General features: G+C 47.9%; 20 protein-coding genes. 14 read left to right on the top strand and 6 right to left on the bottom strand.

Annotated features, from left to right (window positions below):
- Positions 1 to 42 precede the first annotated feature (42 nt).
- Both recN and nadK read right to left on the bottom strand, forming a co-directional pair.
- Positions 43 to 1704 (bottom strand): DNA repair protein RecN, encoded by a 1662-nt coding sequence (recN, locus tag HGT70_RS02875; RefSeq protein ID WP_071431220.1) that lies wholly within the window; start codon positions 1702 to 1704, stop codon positions 43 to 45.
- Between the two features lie 85 nt (positions 1705 to 1789).
- Complete coding sequence (nadK, locus tag HGT70_RS02880; RefSeq protein WP_214194841.1) at positions 1790 to 2668, bottom strand: NAD(+) kinase; 879 nt, start codon at positions 2666 to 2668, stop codon at positions 1790 to 1792.
- A 120-nt stretch (positions 2669 to 2788) separates the two neighbouring features.
- Here nadK and grpE point away from each other — a divergent pair, with 120 nt between their 5' ends.
- Complete coding sequence (grpE, locus tag HGT70_RS02885) at positions 2789 to 3364, top strand: nucleotide exchange factor GrpE (RefSeq protein ID WP_071431216.1); 576 nt, start codon at positions 2789 to 2791, stop codon at positions 3362 to 3364.
- 51 nt (positions 3365 to 3415) lie between these two features.
- On the opposite strand, the gene ung is transcribed toward grpE, so the two are convergent.
- Both ung and srmB read right to left on the bottom strand, forming a co-directional pair.
- Positions 3416 to 4087, bottom strand: coding sequence for a uracil-DNA glycosylase (gene ung / locus HGT70_RS02890; RefSeq protein WP_214194842.1), 672 nt, complete (start codon positions 4085 to 4087; stop codon positions 3416 to 3418).
- 54 nt (positions 4088 to 4141) lie between these two features.
- Positions 4142 to 5494, bottom strand: coding sequence for an ATP-dependent RNA helicase SrmB (srmB, locus tag HGT70_RS02895; protein WP_214194843.1), 1353 nt, complete (start codon positions 5492 to 5494; stop codon positions 4142 to 4144).
- Positions 5495 to 5661: 167 nt separating this feature from the next.
- On the opposite strand from srmB, the gene HGT70_RS02900 reads away from it, so the two are divergent.
- The 12 genes from HGT70_RS02900 to acpS all read left to right on the top strand — a co-directional run bounded on the left by HGT70_RS02900 (position 5662) and on the right by acpS (position 15978).
- Positions 5662 to 6408 carry a tRNA1(Val) (adenine(37)-N6)-methyltransferase gene (locus HGT70_RS02900; protein WP_214194844.1) on the top strand — a complete coding sequence of 249 codons (747 nt, stop codon included), beginning with the start codon at positions 5662 to 5664 and terminating at the stop codon, positions 6406 to 6408.
- Between the two features lie 236 nt (positions 6409 to 6644).
- Positions 6645 to 7220 carry an RNA polymerase sigma factor RpoE gene (gene rpoE, locus HGT70_RS02905; protein WP_071431209.1) on the top strand — a complete coding sequence of 192 codons (576 nt, stop codon included), beginning with the start codon at positions 6645 to 6647 and terminating at the stop codon, positions 7218 to 7220.
- A gap of 38 nt (positions 7221 to 7258) precedes the next feature.
- The gene (gene rseA, locus HGT70_RS02910; RefSeq protein ID WP_071431207.1) at positions 7259 to 7900 is read left to right on the top strand and encodes an anti-sigma-E factor RseA; all 642 of its coding nucleotides are present in this window, start codon (positions 7259 to 7261) and stop codon (positions 7898 to 7900) included.
- On the top strand, positions 7900 to 8886 hold the full coding sequence (gene rseB, locus HGT70_RS02915; protein WP_214194845.1) for a sigma-E factor regulatory protein RseB: 987 nt from the start codon (positions 7900 to 7902) through the stop codon (positions 8884 to 8886). The genes rseA and rseB overlap by 1 nt, the downstream gene beginning before the upstream one ends.
- 2 nt (positions 8887 to 8888) lie before the next feature.
- Entirely contained in the window at positions 8889 to 9371 is a 483-nt protein-coding gene (rseC, locus tag HGT70_RS02920) for a SoxR-reducing system protein RseC (protein ID WP_071431203.1), read from the top strand.
- Positions 9372 to 9608: 237 nt separating this feature from the next.
- On the top strand, positions 9609 to 11402 hold the full coding sequence (gene lepA / locus HGT70_RS02925; protein WP_214195193.1) for a translation elongation factor 4: 1794 nt from the start codon (positions 9609 to 9611) through the stop codon (positions 11400 to 11402).
- A 16-nt stretch (positions 11403 to 11418) separates the two neighbouring features.
- Complete coding sequence (lepB, locus tag HGT70_RS02930; RefSeq protein WP_214194846.1) at positions 11419 to 12390, top strand: signal peptidase I; 972 nt, start codon at positions 11419 to 11421, stop codon at positions 12388 to 12390.
- Positions 12391 to 12512: 122 nt separating this feature from the next.
- Positions 12513 to 13193, top strand: a complete 681-nt coding sequence (gene rnc / locus HGT70_RS02935) for a ribonuclease III (RefSeq protein ID WP_071431199.1) — start codon at positions 12513 to 12515, stop codon at positions 13191 to 13193.
- Complete coding sequence (gene era / locus HGT70_RS02940) at positions 13190 to 14095, top strand: GTPase Era (protein ID WP_071431197.1); 906 nt, start codon at positions 13190 to 13192, stop codon at positions 14093 to 14095. Before rnc ends, era begins: the two co-directional genes overlap by 4 nt.
- Positions 14096 to 14098: 3 nt before the next feature.
- Complete coding sequence (recO, locus tag HGT70_RS02945; RefSeq protein ID WP_214194847.1) at positions 14099 to 14821, top strand: DNA repair protein RecO; 723 nt, start codon at positions 14099 to 14101, stop codon at positions 14819 to 14821.
- Positions 14822 to 14863: 42 nt separating this feature from the next.
- Positions 14864 to 15595 (top strand): pyridoxine 5'-phosphate synthase, encoded by a 732-nt coding sequence (gene pdxJ, locus HGT70_RS02950; RefSeq protein WP_214194848.1) that lies wholly within the window; start codon positions 14864 to 14866, stop codon positions 15593 to 15595.
- Positions 15595 to 15978 carry a holo-ACP synthase gene (gene acpS / locus HGT70_RS02955; protein WP_071431191.1) on the top strand — a complete coding sequence of 128 codons (384 nt, stop codon included), beginning with the start codon at positions 15595 to 15597 and terminating at the stop codon, positions 15976 to 15978. Before pdxJ ends, acpS begins: the two co-directional genes overlap by 1 nt.
- 14 nt (positions 15979 to 15992) lie before the next feature.
- Here acpS and HGT70_RS02960 read toward each other — a convergent pair whose 3' ends face one another.
- A complete protein-coding gene (locus HGT70_RS02960; RefSeq protein ID WP_214194849.1) occupies positions 15993 to 16241 on the bottom strand; it encodes a YfhL family 4Fe-4S dicluster ferredoxin in 249 nt (82 codons plus the stop codon).
- A 516-nt stretch (positions 16242 to 16757) separates the two neighbouring features.
- On the opposite strand from HGT70_RS02960, the gene HGT70_RS16705 reads away from it, so the two are divergent.
- On the top strand, positions 16758 to 16880 hold the full coding sequence (locus tag HGT70_RS16705) for a hypothetical protein (RefSeq protein ID WP_277753405.1): 123 nt from the start codon (positions 16758 to 16760) through the stop codon (positions 16878 to 16880).
- Positions 16881 to 16944: 64 nt separating this feature from the next.
- Here the strand turns inward: HGT70_RS16705 and HGT70_RS02965 are convergent, their stop codons facing one another.
- The gene (locus tag HGT70_RS02965; protein WP_214194850.1) at positions 16945 to 17118 is read right to left on the bottom strand and encodes a hypothetical protein; all 174 of its coding nucleotides are present in this window, start codon (positions 17116 to 17118) and stop codon (positions 16945 to 16947) included.
- Positions 17119 to 17279: the final 161 nt, after the last annotated feature.

A 17279-nucleotide genomic window follows, 5' to 3' on the forward strand; every position in this document is an offset into this window, starting at 1 on the left:
CTGGCGCAAGATATGACTGTTATAGAGAGAAAAAGTGCCCGATTAGGCGGCTAAAAGTTCTTTTGCGTTAGCTAAGGTATTACGAGTAACCTCGCTACCTCCTAGTAACCGAGCTAATTCTTTCAAACGCGCAGGCTTATCCAAGTTTACCATGCGTGTTTCTGTCATTGTGCCGTCGGTTAATTTGCTAATGTAGAAGTGCGCGTGACCACAGCCAGCGACTTGTGGCAAGTGTGTTACACAAAGCACTTGTGTCGATTCGCCTAGCTTGCGCAGCATCTTACCGACTATCGCTGCCGTTGGGCCGCTGATCCCGACATCGACCTCATCAAAGATCATTGCAGGGGTTTCCATTTTACGAGCAGTAATGACCTGAATGGCCAAGGCGATACGCGAAAGCTCGCCTCCTGAAACAACTTTACCCAATGGTTGTAACGATTGACCAGGGTTAGCCGAAACACGAAACTCAATATTGTCTGCGCCTTCGGCCGTAAGTTTCTCAGGCGCATGTGTCATCGCGATAGTAAATTGACCATGAGGCATGGCGAGCTGCTGAATTGAGTCGGTGATTAGCGCCGATAGCTCCACTGCAAAATGCTGCCGTTGGGCAGACAACTCGCCAGCAATCGCTAGTGCTTGCTGATGATGGTGCTCCACTTCAACGACGAGTTGTTCAATATCAGACTCAACATTTTCTAGTTGCGCGTATTCGTCGAGTAATTGCTGATGAGTGCTATATAACATATCAGGAGTTACATGGTGCTTACGCGCTAGCGAAATATAACGTGAGAGGCGCTGTTCTAACCCTTGCAGACGATTAGGGTCTAAATCAATCGCTTCGTGATAGTGGCGTAGTTCGTCACTGATTTCACTGAGTAAAATGGCGGCATTATCCATCATCCCATGTACAGGAGCTAAACGGTCATCGAGCGAGACTAATTCCTGTAAGAGCTGTTGAGCCTGATGCATGAGTGATTGTAATGAGGCATCTTCACTTTCTGAGACGATATGAACAATCTGTTGACTTAATGTGATGCGCTGACCGCTGCTCGCGAGTTGCCTATATTCTTCGTCGATTTGCGTATATTCGTCCGCGACCGGGGAGAATTTATTGAGTTCTTGGAGTTGATACTCCAATAGTTCGCGGCGAGCGGCGCGGTCATTTTTTTGCTGAGTCAATACCGCTAGCTGTCGACAACTTTTATGCCAATTTTCGTAGGCAGCTCGCATGTTCTCTAACAGCACGGGATGATGGCTGTAAGCATCGAGGAGCATACGCTGATGGTCGGCTTTCAACAGTAGTTGGTGAGCATGTTGTCCATGAATTTGGATTAATAATTGGCCGAGCTCACGCAGTTGTGACAGGGGAACGGCAGTACCATTGATAAAACCGCGAGAACGCCCGTCAGCGCTTATTACCCTACGTAATAAACATTCGCCCTGATCATCCAAGTGATTATCGATAAGCCATTGCTGGGCTGAAGGCGATTTTTTAAGAAGAAATCTGGCACAAATATCTGCACGCTGCGCACCAGGGCGTACGGTTTCCGCATCGGCTCGATTACCTAAGCAGAGTCCTAACGCGTCGATAGCAATTGATTTACCGGCACCTGTTTCACCGGTAATCGCCGTCATACCCGGTTGGAAGTCGATATCTAGTTCGCGAACAATAGCAAAATTACTGATAGTAAGTTGTGCCAGCATATAATCACCTGTATAGAAAAACATGACTGTTTTTTTATACAGTATAAGCATCTTTTTTACTGAGTAAAGACCCCTACGGTGATTTTCAGAATAATTTTTCGGACCATCCTAATTTACCGGTTAGCGTGGTGAAATAGTTGTAGTCTTTAGGATGTAATAAGAAGAGTTCATCCGGGCTGCGGCGGATAATCACCTCTTCACCTTCCTGGACTGGAAGTGCCAACTGACTATCACAACTGACTTCTAACTCGTTTCGTAAACAGGCGAAACGTAAGCTGATAGTGCTGCGGCTATCGATAACGAGCGGTCGAGCTGAGAGGGTATGAGGAAACATAGGAACGATAGCAATAGCTTCCAATGAGGGCATTAAAATGGGGCCACCCGCAGAAAGGGAATAAGCCGTGGAACCTGTGGTCGTCGAGATAATCAAACCGTCGGAGCGTTGAGAAAACGCGAACTGATTATCGATATAGACTTCAAACTCAATCATATGCGCGACTTTACCCGGATGGAGCACAATCTCGTTGAGCGCGGTAGCGAGCCGCGGCTGAGGTTGGTGACCTCTTACGGAGGCTTCGAGTAATGCACGCGAATCGGTGATATATTCACCGGCTAGGACTTTGGCGAGCTCTTCAATGGCATTCTCGGGATTAAGATCGGTAAGAAAGCCCAAATTCCCTCGATTGATACCAATGACTTTAATGTCGTAACGGGCGAGCACACGTGCGGCCCCTAACATATTACCGTCCCCACCGATAACGACCGCAAGGTCGGCGTTCTGACCTATCTGGGCAAGAGTTGCCGTCTGCACGTTGGATAATTGCATTTCACGAGCAATCTGTTCTTCAACAAGCACCTCATAGCCTTGCTGACTTAGCCAACAACAGAGTTGCTCGTGGGTAGATAGTGCGCTCAAATTTCTCGGATGGCCTACAATACCGATACAATTAAACAACTTATTCATTAATTAATGCTTCCTCTTTGCGCAAAACGCTCGACAATCTGTCAGAGTCTCTTGAATCCGAAAATTTCATCCCCATAATAGCTTTATTGCCGAGATGAATGTGAACAGCGGAGATTTTTCATGAGTAGTAAAGAACAGAATACCCCGAATCAACAAGATCCTGAAGTATTGAATGCCGAGCAAGCTGAACAGCAATTCGAAGGCGACGCGCAGGATATCGATCCTCGCGATGCACGTATTGCTGAATTAGAGAAAGCTCTGGCCGAGTCCCAGGGGGGCGTACGCGAAGCACAGGTTCGTGCGCAGGCAGAAATTGAAAACATCCGTCGACGTACTGAAATCGATGTTGGCAAAGCACATAAATTTGCGTTAGAAAAATTCGCAAATGAGCTCCTACCGGTCATCGACAGCTTAGAACGTGCGTTAGAAGTTGCTAATAAAGAAAATCCTGAACTAGCTTCGATGGTGGAAGGGATCGAGCTGACTCTGAAATCATTGTTAGATGCGGTACGTAAATTTGGCGTCGAAGTGGTTGGGGATGTCCATGTGCCGTTTAACCCAGATGTCCACCAGGCGATGTCAATGATCGAGTCAGCTGAGGTTGCGCCAAACCACGTGATTATGGTTATGCAACGTGGCTATACTTTAAATGGTCGTCTACTGCGCCCAGCAATGGTTGCGGTCTCCAAAGCGTAGTTATGAATCAATGCTTGAGAAGCTGCCCCAGGGCAGCTTTTTTTATCGGTATTATTCTATCTTCCAGTCAATCTCTGGTAAGCCCTGTGAGGTTAGGATAGCGTTGGTTTGCGAGAAGTGCTGGCATCCAAGAAAACCACGGTGTGCAGAGAGTGGGGAAGGGTGTGGCGCTTTTAAGATATGATGCCGTTGTGAGTCGATGATCTGCCCTTTCTTCTGCGCATGTGCGCCCCATAGCAAGAAAACAACCCCTTCATGATGCTGATTGATCATACTAATAACATGAGAAGTAAAAGTTTCCCACCCTAAGCCAGCATGAGAATGGGCTTGACCCGCTCTTACCGTTAATACGGTATTGAGGAGTAACACTCCTTGCTCAGCCCAACTCGCCAGATAACCGCTTTTTGGGCGGGTAAAATTAGGGATATCGGTAACGAGCTCTTTATAGATATTTACCAGCGATGGTGGAGGGGCGATACCAGGTTGTACTGAGAAGGCTAAACCGTGGGCCTGATTGGGGCCATGATAAGGGTCTTGCCCTAAAATAACGACGCGGATATTGGCAAAATCAGTGAGTTTGAAGGCACTGAATACGTCTGCAGCAGGAGGATAAATAATCGTACCCTCACTACGTTCTTGCTGAACGTGGCCAAGCGTCTGCGTAAAGTAGGACTTCTGTTTCTCATCCCCTAGCACATCATGCCAGGTCAGCGAGGTTCTCATGACTGACTCCTGTCTTCAGGTATAAAAAAAAGGCGCGATATGCGCCTCTGTCTTTTATTCGCTACTTTTTGGTGGCTGCTTAGCGTCTACAACAGCTGGCTTTTCAGCGGGTTTACGACGTTTACCAACATTCTTCGCATCACGATGACGATTTTTAACACGAGGTTTGTCATCATCTTTTAAAGCATCACGTTTTTGTTTCCGGCGCTCCATCTCTTTTTTAGACGCTTTTTTCGGTCCTTTTTCAGAAGGTGCGCGAGTCGTCGGGCGTAACTCGTCGATAGTGCGTGCTTTAAGCGGTTCGTTAATATAACGACTAATCTTAAGTAATAGTGCGTTATCGTGGGCTTCAACGAGTGAAAGCGCTGTTCCCTTGCGTCCTGCACGGCCAGTACGACCAATACGGTGCAAGTAAATATCGGCAGTACGCGGCATATCGAAGTTAAAGACGTGGCTGATGTCATCAATATCGATGCCACGGGCTGCAATATCGGTCGCAACGAGAACATTTACAGTGCCTTCCGCTAGGCGCTTGATGGCTTCGTTACGTTTGATCTGTACCATTTCGCCTTCAAGGTAAGTACAGCGGATACCGGCCTCACGTAACCATGCAGCCACTTCATGTACACGATCTCTTTTTCTGATAAAGACCACGGAACGTGTGACATCTTCTTGTTGAAGCAAGTGAATCAATAATTTACGTTTGTGCTCTAAATCGTCGGCGCGGTAATACCATTGCTGAATTTTTTTGCGCTCACGGCGGCTCGGATCGGCATCTAATGTTACGGGCTCATTGAGAATGCGTTGGGCAAAATCTTCAATGTCTTCGCCTTCGAGTGTGGCAGAGAACAACATCGTCTGTTTACGCCAGCGGGTTTCGGCTGCGATAGTTTCGATATCGTTAGCAAAGCCCATGTCTAACATGCGATCGGCTTCATCGAGGATTAGCGTTTCAACTGCGCGGCAGTCAAAATTTTCTTCTTTAATGTATTGTAATAACCGACCTGTCGTGGCGACAACAACATCTTGATTCGTGCTAAACACTTCGGCGTGATTCATATACGCCACACCACCGGTAATCGTCGAGATATCAAGATGCGTGTGTTTCGCTAGCGCTTTCGCTTGATCGGCAACCTGCATAGCCAATTCGCGGGTCGGCGTCAAGATTAGGATCCGGGGTGGACCTTGTTTCTTGCGCGGGAAATCCAATAAATGTTGTAAGGCAGGCAATAAGTAAGCCGCAGTTTTTCCAGTGCCGGTAGGGGCTGAACCGAGGATATCACGGCCTTCAAGGGCGGGTGGGATTGCAGCTGCTTGGATAGCCGTTGGGCGCTGATAGTTTTTATCCTGTAGGGCTTCTAGCAGGCTTTCATCAAGTTCTAATTCGGAAAATGTGGTTACAGTCATGTTCTACCTCTGGTTGGGGCGCCGATTATAGACATTTCACCGGAATTGTTCACCTTTTACTGCCGATTAATTCTGCTTTGTTCAGGTAAAAGATAACAATTACTGGTAAAGTTCGCCGAAGACAGTGGCCTGAGTAGGCGAATAGAGACGATCCGGAGACGTATAAGATGACCAGCATATCATCACCACTTCGTCGTGGGGGCTTTACCTTTAAACAATTTTTCGTTGGTCATGACCGCTGTGGAATGAAAGTGAGCACGGATGGAGTATTGCTGGGAGCTTGGGCACCACTCCCCGCCATTAGGCGCGTGTTAGATATTGGGACAGGAAGCGGTCTGTTAGCGCTAATGCTGGCTCAGCGCTTAAGTCTGGAAGATACCGCCTTTGAAATTGATGCAATCGACATCGATAACCTCGCCGTCGAACAAGCGATAGATAACTGCACTTACACCCCATGGCGGGCAAGCATTCGGGTAGAACAGCAGGATTTTCTAACTTGGGATCGCTCATCTTCGCCAAAGTATGGGTTAGTCATCTGTAACCCTCCCTATTTCGAACAAGGCAAAGACTATCGAGACGTGCAGCGAGAAAAAGCACGTGATAGTCGTACACTTGGTCATCGTGACTTATTACGGCAGGTTGCTGATGTGATCGCGGATAACGGTTTTTTTTCACTCATCCTCCCACAACAGGAGGCGCAGCGTTTCGAGGAATTAGCTCACCAAGAAGGTTGGATGTTGCATCAACAGTGTGAGGTGAGGGAACGGATTAATACACCCGTTAAACGTGTATTAATGACATGGTGTCGTCACACCCACCGCTGTCAACGTGGGCAGCTAATAATTCGTGACCCCCAAGATGACTACAGCGCAGATTTTAAGTCCCTCACGCAACAATTTTATCTAGCGTTTTAAGCCATCATCTATACTGATAAAAACATGAAAATTAATGGTTAATAGGGTAAATTGCCGTACAGTCAGTTTTATTGTTTCTAAGATAAATTCCATTTGGAATGAGCTAGATAGCAATTAACTTAATTTTCAGTGAACTTTTGAACATTATTCAGTTCCAACCTTTGGCTCGCTAATGGCAGTAGCATTTCGGTACTGGGTGGTGACAAATTGAATATTTTATGAGGACAGAACCTCAGATGAGCGAGCAGTTAACGGATCAAGTTCTCGTTGAGCGGGTCCAGAAAGGGGACCAAAAATCGTTCAATTTACTGGTGCTACGTTATCAACACAAAGTGGCCAGTTTAGTGACACGTTATGTTCCCCCAGGTGATGTGCCAGATGTCGTACAAGAGTCGTTTATTAAGGCTTATCGTGCACTGGAGTCGTTTCGCGGGGATAGTGCCTTCTATACGTGGCTATATCGTATAGCAGTCAATACCGCGAAAAACTATTTAGTGGCTCAGGGGCGTCGTCCACCCGCCAGTGATGTTGATGCCAGCGACGCTGAGAATTTCGAAGCGGCGAGCGCATTGAAAGAAATTTCGAACCCTGAGAACTTAATGTTGTCAGAGGAATTGAAGCAGATAGTTTTTAGGACAATTGAAACTCTTCCGGAAGATTTACGGATGGCGATCACGCTTCGTGAATTAGATGGGTTGAGTTACGAGGAAATCGCTGAAATTATGGAGTGCCCAGTCGGCACAGTTCGTTCACGTATTTTTCGTGCACGGGAAGCGATTGATAATAAAGTTCAACCACTACTGCAGCGCTGATGCGCATCGCAGGGTGACTACCTAAAGGGTATTAAGGTATGCAGAAAGAGCAACTTTCCGCGTTAATGGATGGCGAAGCCTTAGATCAATCTTTACTCACTGAACTTTCTAAAGACGCTGAGTTACAGGCTAGCTGGGAGCGCTATCACTTAGTCCGTGACACTTTACGGGGTGATATTGCACCAATCATTCATTTTGATATTGCTGCTAAGGTTGCCGAAGCCATCGCTCAGGAGCCAGCTTCTAGCACCGTCACGCCGCTTATTGTAGAAGAGCAACCTACGCCGTCTCGCTGGCGAAAAATGGGCTTTTTCTCTAAGACAGGTGGGTGGGGCGCTCAATTGGCACAAGTAGGTGTGGCAGCCTGTGTCTCAATGGCGGTCATCGTCGGTGTACAGCAGTATAATCACTCTGGCGACTCTGCTTCAGCTGATAGTCAAGACACCCCGGCATTTAATACCCTGCCGATGATGGGGAAAGCTTCACCTGTTAGCCTCGGCGTACCAGGTGACATGTTCGAAGCCTCGTCTTCTACGGGACAAGTTCAAGAACAGCGCGCGCGTATCAATGCGATGCTGCAAGACTACGAATTACAGCGCCGGCTCAACGATGGTGACAATCTACCCCCTACGTCGTCCATCCTTGATAAGCAACAGTATTCGGGTACTGTTCATCAATAATGAAAGCAAAAACGCTTCTCTCTGCCGCATTTTGCGGCAGCCTGCTCTATTCCTGTGCCCTTTTTGCTGACGAGGGTACGAATGCGCTAGCGACCAAGGCTATTCCTCCTTTCGCGATGCTTGAACAGATGGATAAAGCGGTGGATTCGCTCAACTACCAGCTTTCCTATATCAATATCACTGAGCAGGGGATAGAGTCCTTACGCTATCGTCACGCCGTGATGAACAACCAGGTTCTCGCACAGCTATTGCAGATGGATGGCCCGCATCGTGAAGTGATTCAGCGCAATCATGCCATTAGTTATTTTGATGCAAGCTCCGGGGTTGATCCGTTCACACTTCCCGGTGAGCATATAATAGATGGTTTGCCCTCGATACTTTTTGCTAATTTCGCTCGTCTAAAAGAGTATTACGACTTTATCAGCGTCGGACGATCCCGCGTCGCCGATCATCTTTGTAATGTGGTACGGATTGTATCGAAGGATGGGTCACGTTTCAGTTATGCGGTTTGGTTAGACAGCACGACATCGCTTCCGCTGCGTGCCGATCTTCTCTCGCAAGAGGGTGAGACTATTGAGCAATTTCAGGTTATTGATTTTGCCGTGGACGACCAGATTCAACAAGTTATGGCGCCACTCGTGGATGCTCAACTTCCTCCGGAGATGACGTCATTACCTAAAAACGCTCATACAAAGTTGAGTTGGACCGCTGGCTGGCTACCCGCGGGGGCGATAGCGCTCTCACAAAGTCAGCGGCACGTTCCCGCTTTAGCGAAAACTATCGAATCTCGTCTCTATTCAGATGGGCTATTCACTTTTACGGTAAACGTCTCGCCTGTAACGCAAGCTTCTCCTCCGCAATCTTATAGCACTGGGCGTCGTACGCTTTACGTTGAAATACGCAATAATAAAGAAATTAGCGTCGTTGGTGAGCTACCTCATGATACGGCGAAGCATATTGCGGATACGGTTAATACAGGTAATTAACAATGATGAGAGAATGGGCTACGGTCGTCGCATGGGATAACGGTATTGCGACGCTGCATACCGAAGCTAAAACGACGTGTAACAGCTGCTCAGCGCGTAAAGGCTGTGGCAGCCAGATGCTTAATAAACTTGGTCCTAAAGACGCGCACGTTATGCAGATCAGTAGTGATAAACCGCTCCAGCCCGGACAGCGTATTGAACTCGGCATTAAAGAGAGTAGCCTGTTAAGCTCTGCATTGATGGTTTATATCACGCCACTCGTTGGACTGTTTATCGGTGCTGGATTAATGCAGTACTGGTTTAACGCCGATTTAGCGAGCGCAGGCGGCGCATTATTGGGAGGAGTAGGCGGCTTCTTTGTCGCAAAATATCTTTCTAAAATGATGGGCGATAAGCACTCATTCCAGCCAATAATCTTAACCGTCGCGCTTGGTCCAGATCAATTACGCGTTGATCCTGTCCATTCTTCGCATACGGCCTCATAATTAAGTCGTTTTATCGAGTAAACCGTATGACCTCAAGCGGTTTGCTCACTCCCCATTTCGCTCGCTTTGCCACATATTGCCTTAAAAAAAAACTGTCCAAGGCTGTTGATATGCTGACGTCTTTGCCGTGGTCGTGTAATATGCTTCGCAGTAAAAAAGTGGGTACATGCATCATGGGTCCATTTATGTGTCCACCTGAACAAATTTTTGCAGGAAACTATGAAAAAATCCCCGGAAATGAAGAATATTAGAAATTTCTCCATCATTGCTCATATCGACCACGGAAAATCCACTTTATCTGACCGCCTAATTCAAACCTGTGGCGGATTAAGTGATCGTGAAATGGCCGCGCAGGTTCTGGATTCAATGGATCTTGAGCGCGAACGTGGTATTACCATCAAAGCACAGAGTGTGACCCTCGACTATCACGCGCAAAATGGCGAAATTTACCAACTTAACTTCATTGATACGCCGGGGCATGTTGACTTCTCCTATGAAGTTTCACGTTCTCTTGCTGCCTGTGAGGGTGCGCTTCTAGTGGTTGACGCAGGACAGGGGGTTGAAGCTCAGACCCTTGCCAACTGTTACACCGCATTAGATATGGATCTTGAAGTCGTTCCAGTCTTAAATAAAATTGACCTGCCTGCTGCGGATCCGGATCGTGTCTCACAAGAGATTGAAGACATCGTCGGCATCGATGCAACCGATGCGGTAAGATGCTCGGCGAAAACTGGACTTGGCGTTCCTGAAGTACTAGAACGCCTTGTACGTGATATCCCACCGCCGGAAGGGGATATTGATGCACCATTGCAAGCCTTGATTATTGACTCCTGGTTCGACAATTATTTGGGGGTTGTTTCCTTAGTACGTGTCAAAAACGGCGTGTTACGCAAGGGTGATAAAATTAAGGTAATGAGTACCGGGCAGGTCTATAACGCCGATCGTCTAGGTATCTTCACACCGAAACGCGTTGACCGTGATGAGTTACGGAGCGGGGAAGTGGGCTGGTTGGTCTGTGCGATCAAGGACATCCTTGGTGCGCCAGTCGGCGATACTCTCACCGCGGCGAAGCACTCGGCTGATAAGCCTTTACCGGGGTTCAAAAAGGTTAAACCGCAGGTTTATGCAGGGCTATTCCCTGTAAGCTCCGACGATTATGAGAACTTCCGCGATGCGTTAGGCAAATTAAGTCTGAACGACGCCTCATTATTCTATGAGCCAGAAAGTTCGACAGCCCTGGGCTTCGGTTTCCGTTGTGGCTTCCTTGGCCTGCTGCACATGGAAATCATCCAAGAACGTCTAGAGCGTGAGTATGACCTTGACCTTATTACTACCGCACCGACAGTGGTCTATGAGGTGATTACCACAAGCGGCGAGACGCTCTACGTCGATAGTCCGGCTAAATTGCCACCGCTGAATAACATCGAGGAATTGCGCGAGCCGATCGCCGAATGCCATATGCTGTTACCTCAAGAGTACCTAGGTAACGTTATTACACTTTGCGTCGAGAAACGCGGAATGCAAACCAACATGGTTTATCATGGCAATCAAGTCGCGTTGACCTATGAGATCCCAATGGCGGAAGTCGTACTGGACTTCTTTGACCGCATCAAGTCGACGTCGCGCGGTTATGCATCGCTGGATTACAACTTTAAGCGTTTCCAAAATTCTGACATGGTGCGTGTTGATGTGATGATCAACTCCGAGCGCGTGGATGCCTTGGCGCTAATCACCCACCGTGATAATTCACAATCGCGTGGGCGTGATCTCGTCGAGAAAATGCGTGAGCTCATTCCTCGCCAGCAATTCGATATCGCAATCCAAGCCGCCATCGGTAACCATATTATTGCGCGTTCCACCGTTAAACAATTGCGTAAAAACGTTATTGCGAAATGTTATGGTGGTGACGTTAGCCGTAAGAAGAAACTGTTGCAGAAGCAAAAAGACGGTAAGAAGCGTATGAAACAAGTGGGTAATGTTGAATTACCGCAAGAAGCCTTCTTAGCAATTTTGCATGTTGGTAAAGATTAATTAAAAAGGATTAGTCATGGCAAATATGTTTGCACTGATTTTGGCGCTTGCGACACTACTCACCGGTATTGTCTGGTGTCTTGATAAATTTAAATGGGCGCCTGCGCGACGCGTTAAGCGTCAACATGCGCAAGACCAGGCAGCTAGCCCACTCGATAAATCGGCGCTGGATAGTGTTGCACGTCAGCCAAGCTGGGTCGAAACCTCTGTATCGGTTTTCCCGGTACTAGCAGTGGTTTTCATTGTACGTTCATTCATCTATGAGCCTTTCCAGATCCCTTCTGGTTCGATGATGCCGACGTTACTGATTGGCGACTTTATCCTAGTGGAAAAATTTGCCTATGGGCTTAAAGATCCGATTACCCAGACGACATTGATCCCAACAGGGCATCCAAAACGTGGTGACGTAGTGGTCTTTAAATATCCGAAAGATCCTTCCGTCGATTACATCAAACGTGTGGTGGGCTTGCCGGGGGATAAAATTGTTTTCGATCCCGACAGTAAAACTGTTACGGTGACGCCAGGATGTGGCGCAGGTCATTGTGAGAATCCCGTTGCGGTGACTTACTCGGCTATGGAAAAGAGCGATTTCCTACAAACTTTTAGTGGTTTTGATGGCAACGAAGTCGGTAATGGCTTTTATCAAATCTCTAAAGCGGGTATGTTACCCGGCGGGCTGCAACTTGGTGAACGCCAAGAAACGCTCGGCAACGTAACGCATAATATTTTATTGGTTAACCAAGCGCAAAGCCAAGTGGATGCTTACTACCAGCAAGACGGCCAATCGCAGTCTACATGGGTGGTACCCGCTGGAGAGTATTTCATGATGGGTGATAACCGTGATAATAGCGCTGATAGCCGTTATTGGGGGTTTGTCCCAGAGAAAAACTTAGTCGGCAAAGCCGTCGCTATTTGGATGAGCTTCGATAAGCAAGAAGGCAAATGGCCAACGGGCGTAAGATTAAGCCGTATTGGCGGTATCCATTAAGTGATATCGGGCCCAAGGATGGGCCCATTACGTTAAACTTTCACTACTGCACATGAAACCGTGAGTTGCTACCAGCCCTGTTTCATGTGCAATTAACCTACGCAAAGAATAATTGGAACAGCATGAACCCCATTCTTACAAACAAGCTGCAGCGTAAATTAGGCTACACTTTTACTCATCCAGAACTTCTTCAACAAGCATTGACGCATCGCAGTGCGAGTAGTAAACATAACGAACGTTTAGAGTTTTTAGGTGACTCGATCTTAAGTTATGTAATTGCCAACGCATTGTATTGTCAATTCCCGCGCGTTGACGAAGGTGATATGAGCCGCATGCGTGCAACGCTGGTACGAGGTAACACCTTGGCAGAGATGGCGCGGGAATTTGAGCTCGGCGAATGCTTACGCTTAGGCCCGGGCGAACTTAAGAGTGGCGGATTTCGCCGCGAGTCAATTCTTGCAGATACCGTCGAAGCATTAATTGGTGGGATTTTTCTAGATAGCGATATTCAGAAAACCGAGACATTAATCCTCAACTGGTATCAGTCACGGTTAGAAGCAATTAGCCCAGGCGATAAACAGAAAGACCCTAAAACTCGTTTGCAGGAATACCTGCAAGGGCGTCACTTACCTCTACCGGCTTATCTCGTGGTACAGGTGAGGGGAGAGGCCCATGATCAAGAATTTACGATTCACTGCCAAGTGAGTGGTATGAATGAAGCGGTAGTTGGCATTGGTTCTAGCCGCCGCAAAGCAGAACAGGCTGCTGCAGAGCAAGCACTGACTAAGTTAGGAATTGAATGAGCGAACAAGCAACCCATTGCGGTTTTATCGCAATTGTCGGCCGTCCGAATGTCGGTAAATCAACTTTATTGAACCAATTATTGGGTCAGAAAATTTCGATCACCTCACGCAAACCGCAAACGACGCGCCATCGTATTATGGGCATCGATACTCAAGGGGCATATCAGGCTATTTACGTTGATACCCCGGGTCTGCATATTGAAGAAAAGCGTGCGATTAACCGTCTCATGAACCGTGCTGCTAGCAGCTCTATCGGTGACGTTGAGCTTATCGTTTTCGTTGTCGAAGGCACGCGCTGGACTGACGACGATGAGATGGTATTAAATAAATTAACATCGGTAAAAGTGCCGGTTATTTTAGCGATTAATAAAATCGATAATATCCAAGATAAGACCATTTTACTGCCGCATATTCAGCAGATTAGTCAGAAGATGAACTTCGCCGATGTGGTACCCCTGTGTGCTGAATCCGGGCAGAACGTCGATGCTATCGCGCGTATAGTGCATAATACATTGCCGGAAGCGGATCATCATTTCCCTGAAGATTATGTGACCGATCGCTCACAACGCTTTATGGCCTCAGAGATTATTCGCGAAAAATTAATGCGTTTCTTAGGGGCTGAATTACCGTACTCGGTGACCGTCGAGATCGAGCGCTTCGTGACAAATGAGCGGGGGGGCTACGATATTCACGGTCTGATCCTGGTCGAGCGCGAAGGCCAGAAGAAGATGGTTATCGGTAATAAAGGGACTAAGATCAAAACCATTGGTATCGAAGCACGCCGTGATATGGAAGATATGTTTGAATCCCGCGTTCACTTAGAGCTATGGGTGAAAGTGAAGTCCGGCTGGGCAGATGATGAGCGTGCGCTGCGTAGCTTAGGCTATTCCGACGATCACTAACTGATGGAGGGCTGGCAGCGCGTCTTTGTATTACATGCTCGTCCGTATAGCGAAACGAGCCTGCTGCTTGAGATTTTCAGCGAAAGTGATGGGCGAGTCACGGTATTAGCCAAAGGGGCTCGCTCACGTCGTTCTAACCTCAAAGGTGCGTTGCAACCCTTTACGCCACTTCTCATGCGTTGGAGTGGTAAAGGGGAAGTCAAGACACTACGTAGTGCCGAGCCTGTTTCAATGGGACTACCCTTAAGTGGTGTTTATCTCTACTGCGGACTTTATGTCAACGAACTGTTGATGAGAGTCCTCGGGCAGGAGATTGGCCATTCGGCCCTCTTTTTCGATTATCTTCATTGCTTACAATCGCTCGCCGCACTCGATACCTCCGCAGAACCTGTCTTACGCCGCTTCGAATTTGCGCTGTTATCCCATTTGGGTTACGGCGTCGATTTCCTACACTGCGCGGGAAGCGGAGAAGAAGTCAGTGATGAAATGACCTATAACTATCGCCAAGAGCGTGGTTTTATTGCGAGTATTATGCCAACGGCGCAGACCTTCACTGGACGACAGTTGCGGGCGTTTTATCAGCGTGAGTTCCCAGAAGTTGATACACTACGGGCGGCAAAACGCTTTACTCGAATGGCGTTGAAGCCCTATTTAGGCGGGCGTCCGCTAAAAAGCCAAGCACTCTTTCGTCAATTCCAGCTACCTGCCATTAAGCCGGAAGAGTGATGTGATCCCCTTTTATTTTTGTGAATATCTACGAGGTTTAGCATGGCGGAAGTTTATTTAGGCGTTAATATCGACCATATTGCCACGGTTCGTAACGCTCGAGGTACGCACTATCCTGATCCAGTACAAGCCGCGTTTGTTGCAGAACAAGCGGGAGCCGATGGTATCACGGTACATCTACGCGAAGACCGCCGACATATTACTGACCGCGATATTGCGCTGCTTCGCCAAACTATCCAGACCCGAATGAACTTGGAGATGGCGGTAACCGAAGAGATGCTTGCTATTGCCTGCCAAACTCGACCGCATTTTTGTTGCTTAGTCCCCGAAAAGCGTGAAGAAGTGACGACGGAGGGGGGGCTAGATGTTGCAGGGCAGCAGAGTAAAATGAATGACGCGGTAGCCCGTTTACAGCAAGTGGGGATTTTAGTGTCATTATTTATCGACCCCGATGTTCAACAAATTGATGCAGCCGTCGCAGCAAAAGCGCCTTTTATCGAGATCCACACCGGGGCCTATGCACAAGCACAGGATCCTCAGGAAATTGAAAACGAGTTAGAACGCATCCGGGCGGCAGTGAGCTACGCGGCGTCGAAAGGCTTGAAAGTGAATGCCGGTCACGGACTGACTTACCATAACGTTCAAGCTATTGCAGCGTTACCAGAGATCTACGAGCTTAACATTGGGCACGCGATAATCGGCCGTGCGCTATTCAGTGGACTGTCAGATGCCGTACGCGAGATGAAACAGTGCTTACAGGATGCTCGACGCTAATGGCTATCGTGGGGCTGGGGACTGATATTGTCGAGATCACCCGTATCGAACAGGTGATAGAACGTTCAGGTGACCGGTTAGCAAAACGTGTTTTGACCGAAAGTGAATGGTTACAGTATCAGCAGCACCACCAGCCAGTACGATTTTTGGCGAAACGTTTTGCGGTGAAAGAGGCTGCTGCGAAGGCGTTCGGGACGGGGATCCGTAACGGATTAGCATTTAATCAATTTGAAGTCTTTAATAATCCTCTCGGTAAGCCGTGTTTAAGATTACTTGGACAAGCTGCCGTGCTGGCTGAGGAATTACAGATAAAGCATCACCATGTAACCCTTGCGGATGAACGCCGCTACGCCTGTGCGACAGTTATTTTTGAGAGTGAGTAAAAAAATTTTGGTAATTATGGGTAAAGCATTACGAACTTTTCCCATAGTTGTTCACGAGTTTCCTGCCACTCAGTATCCTGAATGATCGTATGTGTGATAGGACATACACTTTGGCAGGTCGGTGCGTCGTAATGTCCGATACATTCAGTGCAACGGGTCGGATCGATTTCATAGATCTCTGTACCGAGCGCGATGGCCTGATTAGGACACTCTGGTTCGCACATATCACAATTGATACAGCGTTTCGTAATTAGTAAAGCCACTTCAATAAATTACCTTTTTATCTTCTATAATCAATTGGTTATATAGTACTGCATTCCCTGCGATGGTTGGTTACCTGTGGATTCGGACAGTATAAAGCACTGACACACTCACTTGCGTAACACAAAACCGCAACACAGACCGAAATCATCACCCTAAAAATCCTCATGTGCGAGCCTATCTCGCGATGGGCCATAGGATAAGGAATTTCAATGCCGCGCACTCTAACACAGAACCCCGAAAAGCCCAATAATGATGGTTTTTTGGGCGTTTTAGAACGAAGGGAGGGGGGTAAGCCGCCGCACACAAGCCCACACATGTGAATCTGTGCTACGGTAGTAAAAACCATACTCAAGCTAACGGTTGTCAACCCCAAAAGGTGTTCAAGAATCCAAACCTGTAGCCCTGCAAGGTGCTGGCTTACATATCGGGTAGTTCGAGATCAAAAGCATCTGCTATGTGCTTCAGCATGGCGTCACGCTGTGTTGCCACCGGCACCTCGCTGCCCATGAGTTCCCATGCTCGTTTGGCTAGAACCTTCTGTTCTATCTCACCGCTACCCTTGCAAGCTGCACGTCCATGAATACGCCACGATCATTAATGCGCTGATCCCGGTGTTAGAGCGCCATTTCCTGACCTGAGGAATTCCAGCCAGGTGGCTTTTTGTCGATCTCGCGCATGTCATCGATATCCTGCCCGGCGTATTCAACTCATCGCCGCCACTCGACAGGGTGTATTTTGGCGGATAGTGCTGTTTTTAGGGCGAGGCTTACAGAATAGCTGGATCAGTTGCTTACCGACCTTATTCTTGGCTTCATCCTGTGAAGCACTGAGAATGGCACACCGATCGACCAGCGTACCCGGCAGGCCGTGTGCCAACGGCCTGCTATTGTATCCCGCCAGCGCTCGACGCCACTAGCTGTTAGGCCCGGTATGGCGTGATCTATTATAGTGCGGTCAAAATGGCTATTGTGGGCGTAAATCAGCACATCAGGATTTTCGGGCTCGAGTCGGAGTTCACGAGGGATTTTTGTATTCGC

Origin of the sequence: Rosenbergiella collisarenosi, from assembly GCF_018494085.1 — a bacterium.
GTDB classification, from domain to species: Bacteria; Pseudomonadota; Gammaproteobacteria; order Enterobacterales; family Enterobacteriaceae; genus Rosenbergiella; species Rosenbergiella collisarenosi.

Coding starts and splice junctions, on each gene's coding strand:
- ung (WP_214194842.1), bottom strand. CDS start 4,087: ATGAGAACCTCGCTGACCTGGCATGATGTGCTAGGGGATGAGAAACAG.
- grpE (WP_071431216.1), top strand. CDS start 2,789: ATGAGTAGTAAAGAACAGAATACCCCGAATCAACAAGATCCTGAAGTA.
- rnc (WP_071431199.1), top strand. CDS start 12,513: ATGAACCCCATTCTTACAAACAAGCTGCAGCGTAAATTAGGCTACACT.
- era (WP_071431197.1), top strand. CDS start 13,190: ATGAGCGAACAAGCAACCCATTGCGGTTTTATCGCAATTGTCGGCCGT.
- nadK (WP_214194841.1), bottom strand. CDS start 2,668: ATGAATAAGTTGTTTAATTGTATCGGTATTGTAGGCCATCCGAGAAAT.
- rseA (WP_071431207.1), top strand. CDS start 7,259: ATGCAGAAAGAGCAACTTTCCGCGTTAATGGATGGCGAAGCCTTAGAT.
- acpS (WP_071431191.1), top strand. CDS start 15,595: ATGGCTATCGTGGGGCTGGGGACTGATATTGTCGAGATCACCCGTATC.
- rpoE (WP_071431209.1), top strand. CDS start 6,645: ATGAGCGAGCAGTTAACGGATCAAGTTCTCGTTGAGCGGGTCCAGAAA.
- lepB (WP_214194846.1), top strand. CDS start 11,419: ATGGCAAATATGTTTGCACTGATTTTGGCGCTTGCGACACTACTCACC.
- recN (WP_071431220.1), bottom strand. CDS start 1,704: ATGCTGGCACAACTTACTATCAGTAATTTTGCTATTGTTCGCGAACTA.
- lepA (WP_214195193.1), top strand. CDS start 9,609: ATGAAGAATATTAGAAATTTCTCCATCATTGCTCATATCGACCACGGA.
- rseB (WP_214194845.1), top strand. CDS start 7,900: ATGAAAGCAAAAACGCTTCTCTCTGCCGCATTTTGCGGCAGCCTGCTC.
- recO (WP_214194847.1), top strand. CDS start 14,099: ATGGAGGGCTGGCAGCGCGTCTTTGTATTACATGCTCGTCCGTATAGC.
- srmB (WP_214194843.1), bottom strand. CDS start 5,494: ATGACTGTAACCACATTTTCCGAATTAGAACTTGATGAAAGCCTGCTA.
- HGT70_RS16705 (WP_277753405.1), top strand. CDS start 16,758: ATGCTCGTTTGGCTAGAACCTTCTGTTCTATCTCACCGCTACCCTTGC.
- rseC (WP_071431203.1), top strand. CDS start 8,889: ATGATGAGAGAATGGGCTACGGTCGTCGCATGGGATAACGGTATTGCG.
- HGT70_RS02900 (WP_214194844.1), top strand. CDS start 5,662: ATGACCAGCATATCATCACCACTTCGTCGTGGGGGCTTTACCTTTAAA.
- pdxJ (WP_214194848.1), top strand. CDS start 14,864: ATGGCGGAAGTTTATTTAGGCGTTAATATCGACCATATTGCCACGGTT.